At 45.3% G+C, this 6,803-nt stretch carries 3 protein-coding genes; all 3 read right to left on the bottom strand.

Annotation, left to right across the window (positions count from 1 at the left end; translation table 11 throughout):
- Nucleotides 1–249: 249 nt before the first annotated feature.
- The 3 genes from FHS10_RS10850 to FHS10_RS10840 all read right to left on the bottom strand — a co-directional run bounded on the left by FHS10_RS10850 (nt 250) and on the right by FHS10_RS10840 (nt 6,555).
- Complete coding sequence (locus FHS10_RS10850; protein WP_259090413.1) at nt 250–1,719, bottom strand: GH39 family glycosyl hydrolase; 1,470 nt, start codon at nt 1,717–1,719, stop codon at nt 250–252.
- A gap of 217 nt (nt 1,720–1,936) precedes the next feature.
- Nucleotides 1,937–3,445, bottom strand: a complete 1,509-nt coding sequence (locus FHS10_RS10845; RefSeq protein WP_259090411.1) for a RagB/SusD family nutrient uptake outer membrane protein — start codon at nt 3,443–3,445, stop codon at nt 1,937–1,939.
- Nucleotides 3,446–3,462: 17 nt separating this feature from the next.
- Nucleotides 3,463–6,555: a SusC/RagA family TonB-linked outer membrane protein gene (locus FHS10_RS10840; RefSeq protein ID WP_259090409.1), complete on the bottom strand. Its 3,093-nt coding sequence runs from the start codon at nt 6,553–6,555 to the stop codon at nt 3,463–3,465.
- Nucleotides 6,556–6,803: the final 248 nt, after the last annotated feature.

The following is a 6,803-nucleotide window of genomic DNA, read 5'->3' as shown; positions in this document are numbered from 1 at the left end:
GCAACTGCAAACTCAAGTCTAATGATTGATTTGGTGTCATTTGATCCTCTGGTTTAACCAAATATACACTTTTTATTTTAAGTTAGTGCCATTACTCTCAAGAGGGGATTCCCACATGCCCGCGCTTTTCATTTCGTCAAATTAAAATCTTCCCCGGAGAGCCAAATCTATTTTAATTTCACAAGCGGGATGTTACCTATTTGATATTTGTTTTACACTTTTTGATTTATTTTTAATCAATCCCCAATGCTATTTATCAAAATTTACCATAGCTACAGCAAAAGGCTTTAGTTCAACCACATCGCTATTCAACGCTGCTGCTATCGGCTCATCGTCGCCGCTTGCGGTATCAAGCAAAGTGATTTTTGAACCTTTAAAATCTGCCGGTATTTTTATGCTGATGGCTTTGTTACGTTTATTAAGGATAAGCATTTTTTTAACGCCATTGTTCACAAATCCCTGTGCAACAATATCATCGCCATTATTGTCATCTACCCAGGTTTTTACCAGTTTGCTGCCCGCTGCTATGTTATCTTTAATGAGCTTGAGCACCCAAAAACGGGCATTAGGCTTGTTGTTTACATAGTTGATCATGCTTACATCCGGGAACTGTGTTGGAAAGCCCACTAATTGCGATTCGCCTATAACATCAATACCGGCTTTGGTAAGCCCGATAAAAAAATAGGCGTATACACTTGCCGAAAGGTTCCAGTACTCGGGCTGAATGGGCTGGTTACGCATCTGGTCGTTTACAAAGGTACCCAGTTCGTCAATATCTGTTTTGGTGTTTGGCGCTAAACGCTTCCTGATGTTTTGGATGTATGAAACCGTGTTTACAAAGTTTTCGGCCTTATCAAAAACCGAATATTCATAGGCGTCAAACTTTTGATTGGTATTGGCATTGGCATAGCAATGATATGAGATCATATCTATCGGGATACCGGGCTTATGGTTAGCGGGGTTCAGGAAATACTCAAACCAATCAGGGTTTTGGTAGGCAAGCGCCAAGCCTACAATTTTCGCATCGGGCAATACCTGCTTTATGGCCATTGCCATGGCATCATAGATCTTGGTATAGGTTTGCGGCGACATGCTATGCTCCAGGTCGGGCTCGTTCAAAACTTCCCAATACGGAATCTGGTAATGATACCCCGATTTGTGGTACCTACCCAACTCATCGGTAAAGCCCCCTTTAGTGTACCAACTGATTAGCCGGGTATAATAACCGGTTAACTCCTTCATGGTTGTATCCCGTAACTGGGTGCCGCCACCGTAGCCCCAACCCACCTGGTTGGCGTCGGCGGGGTAAGCAACGGGCTTATCTGTTTTAAACATCCATTGCGGTATGGTGCTAAAATTCATGATGATGCTGTGCCCTTTGGTGGCCTCCAAAAAATCGATGGTCATGGGGTCTATCAAACTAAAATCCCATGATGTTTTGGTAGCTGTTGGCGCTTCCAGTTCGGCTACGGCCAGTTTGGGGTACGGAAACCACGGGACATACCGCACATAGTCGGCATTTAAGCCGCGCAAAGCCTTTAAGGAATTTTCGCGCATGGCCGCCCCCGGCCTAAGCATGGGGTTACCCACAACCTGTAGTGTAGGGGTTGAGCGTGATGTCATGGTAACATCATTCCAGTCTACCTTTAACTGAGGCGTTTGTGCCCGGCAAATGCCTATCCCCAGTAATAAAAAACTAATACACGTTATTTTTTTCATTAGTAGTCAATCGTTTATAAATATAACCTAAACTTTATGGCAAATAAAAATGCTGTTATCACTGAACGGGAGACTTTTCAAATCCCCTCTTGAGAGGGGGCGCGCTGGAATGAGCGATCATTTTCACCTTCATCCCCCAATGAAGTAGCCTCCTTAAAAACGGGAAGGGCTGTACCTAAAACCAGCCGCTTCCACGTTTTATCTAATCAACCAATAATTAGTATCCTGGATTTTGCTTTAAATTATGATCGAGAAAAATCTGCCGGTCGGGAATTGGGTAAAGGGCCTCGTAGCCATCAAATTTATAATCTGTTGGCGCAAAAGGAACGCCGCCCCTGTCAACAGTCGGGCTTGCCTTTTCGGCCTGGCCGTGCGCGTTCAGTAAAGCGGTCATTTGATCAATTGTGAGCGCGCGTTTCAAATCAAACCACCTGTCGTTTTCAAAGGCCAGCTCAACGCGGCGCTCATGCCTGATGGCGGTGCGGAAAGTTTCCTGGCTTAAACCGCTTAAGGCAGCCAAACCAGCCCTTGCCCGTACCTGGTTAATGTATGTGTAAGCAGTTGCCGGACCAGACGCCTCATTGATAGATTCGGCCAGCATCAGCAATACATCTGAATAACGCAGCACCGGCCAGTCGTCGTCCGTTCTCCCCACTATGGTGTGCGGGTGATTGTATTTATTGATGAATGGAATACCTACAAAAGTACCGGCGGCATTGGTGTACCCTTCTTTAAGTGACACGGCTTTGCGTTTGTCGTTAGGTTCAAATTCGCTGATGATGCTTTTGGTAGGGATGTTCCAGCCCTGCGGGCGACTGGTAGAGAAACCGGTTACAGCCCCCTCTGAACCCCTCGGCGCAAAAATGTAAATGAAATTACTCCACTCGCCCAGGTTATTACCACCCTGATATTGCACCTCAAATACCGATTCGCTGTTGTTTTTATTATTAGGATCGAAAACTGAAGCGTAATCGCCAACAAGAGAGTAGCCTAATGTTAACACCTGCTGTAGTGTGCTGGTAGCTTTAGCGTAATCTTTAGTGGTTAAATAAACCTTACCCAACAAACCTAAAGCCGAGCCTTTGGAAGCCCTGCCGAGATCCGCGGCAGCATATTCGCTTTTCGCGGGCAGCTTTGCGGCGGCATCGGTCAAATCTTTAATAATTTGCGCGTATACATCAGCTTCGGAGCTGCGTACCGTTTTAAAGGCATCAGATGATGTGGCCAGTGGCTGCGTAATCAATACAACTCCACCAAAATACCGAACCAAATTAAAATAGTAGTAGGCGCGCATAAACTCCAGCTCGCCCTGGTATTGGGCTTTCTTTTTGGCATCAATAGCCGTAACACCATCAATTTTTGCAAGCGCGTAATTGATGTTGTACAATGCGTTATAACACTGGTTGTACATATCAGCAATGTTGGCGTTGGTAGCCGTAACGTTCCAAAATTCAAATGCCTCTACCCTATCAGTTTGCCCACGGTCCGACGGATCTAACTGGATGGTTGTATTATCCGAAGACATTTCGGCAAAAATGTACTGGCTGTTCACATGATCCTGCAATGAGCTGTAAGCACCACTTACGGCCTGCTGAATTTCCTGCTCGTTCTGGTAAAATTTATCTGCCGTTTTTTTGGTTGGATCAGACAGATCGAGGAACGTTTTTTTGCAGGATGTAATGGCCAGCATCCCTATAATGAATGATAATTTATATATATTTTTCATCGTTTTACGTTTTTAAATTAGAAGTTGACCCTTGTGCCTATAGAGATGGTGCGTGGAACCGGGTACGATTCACCATCGCGGCCCGGACTAATCACATCATTACCATTATTGGCCCTTGCCGCGTTAACTTCGGGGTTGTTACCCGGGTACTTTGTGATGAGGAAGGCATTATCAACACTGATGAAAATTTTGGCATCGAACAGGTTTTTAATCCTTGGTATAGTATAACCCAGGGTGATATTTTTTACCCAGGTATAAGTGCCGCTGTAAACGTAACGCGAGTTAGCCTCCCTTGTAAAATAATAGGTATTTGAACCTGGCCATTTGCCCGCACCGGGATTAGCCTGAGACCGCCAGCGGTTTTGCACATCAGACAGTACGTTAAATACACCATCAATATTGGCCAGGTTCATTTCAACCGCCCTATAGATCTGGGCACCGTATGAGCCGTTAAACAGCATGCTTAAATCAAAATGCTGATAGCCCACGTTCCAGTTCCAGCCCCAGGTGAATTTGGGGTTGGGGTTACCAATTACCACCATATCCTGGGTATCGTACGATATTACGCCATCCCCATTGCCATCAAAATATTGATAGGTGCCGGGGACATTATTGGCGTTATGCGGCGTTGAGTTAATCTGAGCCTGGTTTTGGTAAATGCCCAGCACTTTAAAGCCATAAAACATACCTATTGGTTTACCAACTTCTGATATGTTGTAGCCATCATAAAAAGCACCGGTTAACAGGGAATTCCTGTCGCCATCTATAGATAAGATCTTGTTGCGGTTAAACGAAATGTTAAATCCTGTACTAACCGATACCTTACCAAAGTTATCGCGGTAATTTACACCAAACTCCAGTCCCTTGTTTTGCAGTTTGCCAATATTGGTGATGATATTACCGAAACCGGCCACCGCAGGCACCTCTACATTCAACAACATATTGGTGGTTAGCTTACGGTAGTATTCAGCAGTAAAGTTAACCTTACCTTTTAGCAGGCTGATATCAGTACCAATATCCAACTGTTTTGATTGCTCCCAACCCAAATTAACATTGGGAAACGAGCCGATGGTGGCACCGGGCACAACCGTATTGCCCAGCACATAATTGCTGGTATTGATATTGGCCTGCGAGGTATAGTTACCAATGTTGTTGTTACCGGTAACACCATAGCTGGCCCGTAGCTTAAAATCGTCAAGCCAGCTCATTTTAGGAAAAAAGCTTTCCTGTGATACCCGCCAGCCAATGGATGCCGATGGAAAATTACCCCAGCGGTTGGCACTACCAAACCTTGAGCTGGCTTCGCGGTTAAATGCGGCAGTAAACAGGTATTTATCTTTGAAAGAATAGTTTACCCTTGACAGGAAACTCTCGATAGTATAAGCAGCCATTCCCGAACTACCATCGCGCTGGTTGGCGGCAGATACATACTCTACCAGGTCATCCGGGAAATTGGTACCGGTTGCATTACCTGTGTTAACGGTATTTTTTTGGAAGATGTGACCAACCGTTACCTCTATTTTATGATCCTTAAATTTAGGTGAATAGGTAAGCAGGTTATCCATGCCAAAGTTCATGTAATTATAAAAGTACTCGCCTGCGGTAGCCTGGCGCGGAGGGGCACTGTTAAAGCCGGCCACATCTGACGGGGTAAAGTCATGATTGCGCTGATCATTAAGCACGCCGCTAACGTTGGTTCTGAAAACAAGGTCTTTCAGTGGTTTAATTTCCACATAAGCGTTGGCGGTTACATTGCTTTTGTACTCTTTGTGTATTTCCTCGTTTAAGCGTTGTACCGGGTTGGGGAAACCAAAAATATTATCGTGCCCGCCTACGTAATTGTTATAGGTGCCATCGGCGTTGTATACCGGCTCGCGTGGATCCATCAATAGGGCCTGGTCAACAATATTGTTGCCAAAACCGCCCGCGATGGCATCGCTGTTTTTTGCCCATGAATAAGCTCCCGAAAGGTGTAAACCAAAGTTGATGTACTGGTTTGGCCGGCCATCTAAATTGGCCCTGGCGGTAACCCGGTTAAAACCTGTATTGATCAATGATCCCTGCTGATCAAGGTAACCAACGGATATGTACGAACTTGATTTTTCGGAACCGTTACTTAGCGACATGTTGTAATCGCTGAAAGGCGCGTTCTGGTGTAGGATCTCTTTATACCAATCTGTAGATACCTTGGTTTGGGCCGGGAACCTGAAATCTGCCGGAATATCGGCCGCAGATGGTTCCCTGTTTTGAAAGTACCTGATCTTGTCTGAATACACATCATTTTCAAACTGCGCGAACTGCGGCCCGGTGAGCATTTTCACCCGCCTTGAATCGGGCACATTGGCAAAGCCGTTGTTTGAGCTTACCGTTAACTTGTAGCCATCCTTTTTACCGCTTTTGGTGGTGATAAGCACTACCCCATTTGCGCCCCTTGATCCATATACAGATGTAGATGCAGCGTCTTTTAATATGGTGATACTTTCAATATCGTTGGAGTTTAAAGCGTTGCCAACACTTGTGCCTACCGGGAAACCATCAACCACGTAAAGCGGATCGCTGGTGGCACCCAGGGAGCTGTTGCCCCTGATCTCTACCTGTAGCTCCTGCCCTGGTTGCCCGGTAGTTTGCTTAGCCACCACACCCGGTGCCTGCCCTTGCAGCAAACGCCCAACGTTTGACGCCGGGATACCCTGCGATTTGGAAAGGTCGACCGATGATACGGCTGCCGTGATATCTCCTTTGCGTTGGGAGCCATATGCCAGCACAACTACCTCTTTCAATCCCTGTGATATCGGCGATAGCCTTATGCTGATGGTTGTGTTTTCGCCAACAGTGATGTGCTTTTCATTGTAGCCGATGTACCGGAATACCAGCACCGCTCCTTTGGCGGCGTTTATGCTGAATTTTCCTTTTACATCGGTTTGAGTACCGGCGTTGCTTCCCTGTACCATTACCGATACCCCGATCAGTGGTTCGGTACTTACAGAATCTGTTAATGTTCCGGAAACGGTTGCCCCCGTTTGCGCCGAAACGGGCAGGCAAAATAACAGCGTTAACGCCATTAAGGGGATGAGCCTGCAGGTTAAAAAAAGTAAAAGTCTTTTTTTCATAATTTATTGCTTATTTGTTACTTATTTTCCTCAATTAATTGGTTTTTATCTGACAGTAAACTGCGTACTTGTTGCACATTTTTTACACCATAGGCATACACATGAATTTCAGTTTCAGAATTGTATTTTTTTTAGGGCTTAGCACTGCTGTTGTACACGAAGCAGTGCATTGATTTAAATCGGTTTTCAAAAGTATCCCAATCCACACCTGCCACAAATACAGGTTTTGATATTTGAGTTATAGTTTT

The sequence above is a fragment of the Mucilaginibacter dorajii genome, assembly GCF_024808255.1.
Classification (GTDB): domain Bacteria; phylum Bacteroidota; class Bacteroidia; order Sphingobacteriales; family Sphingobacteriaceae; genus Mucilaginibacter; species Mucilaginibacter dorajii.
This window is presented reverse-complemented; position numbering and strand designations above follow the sequence as displayed.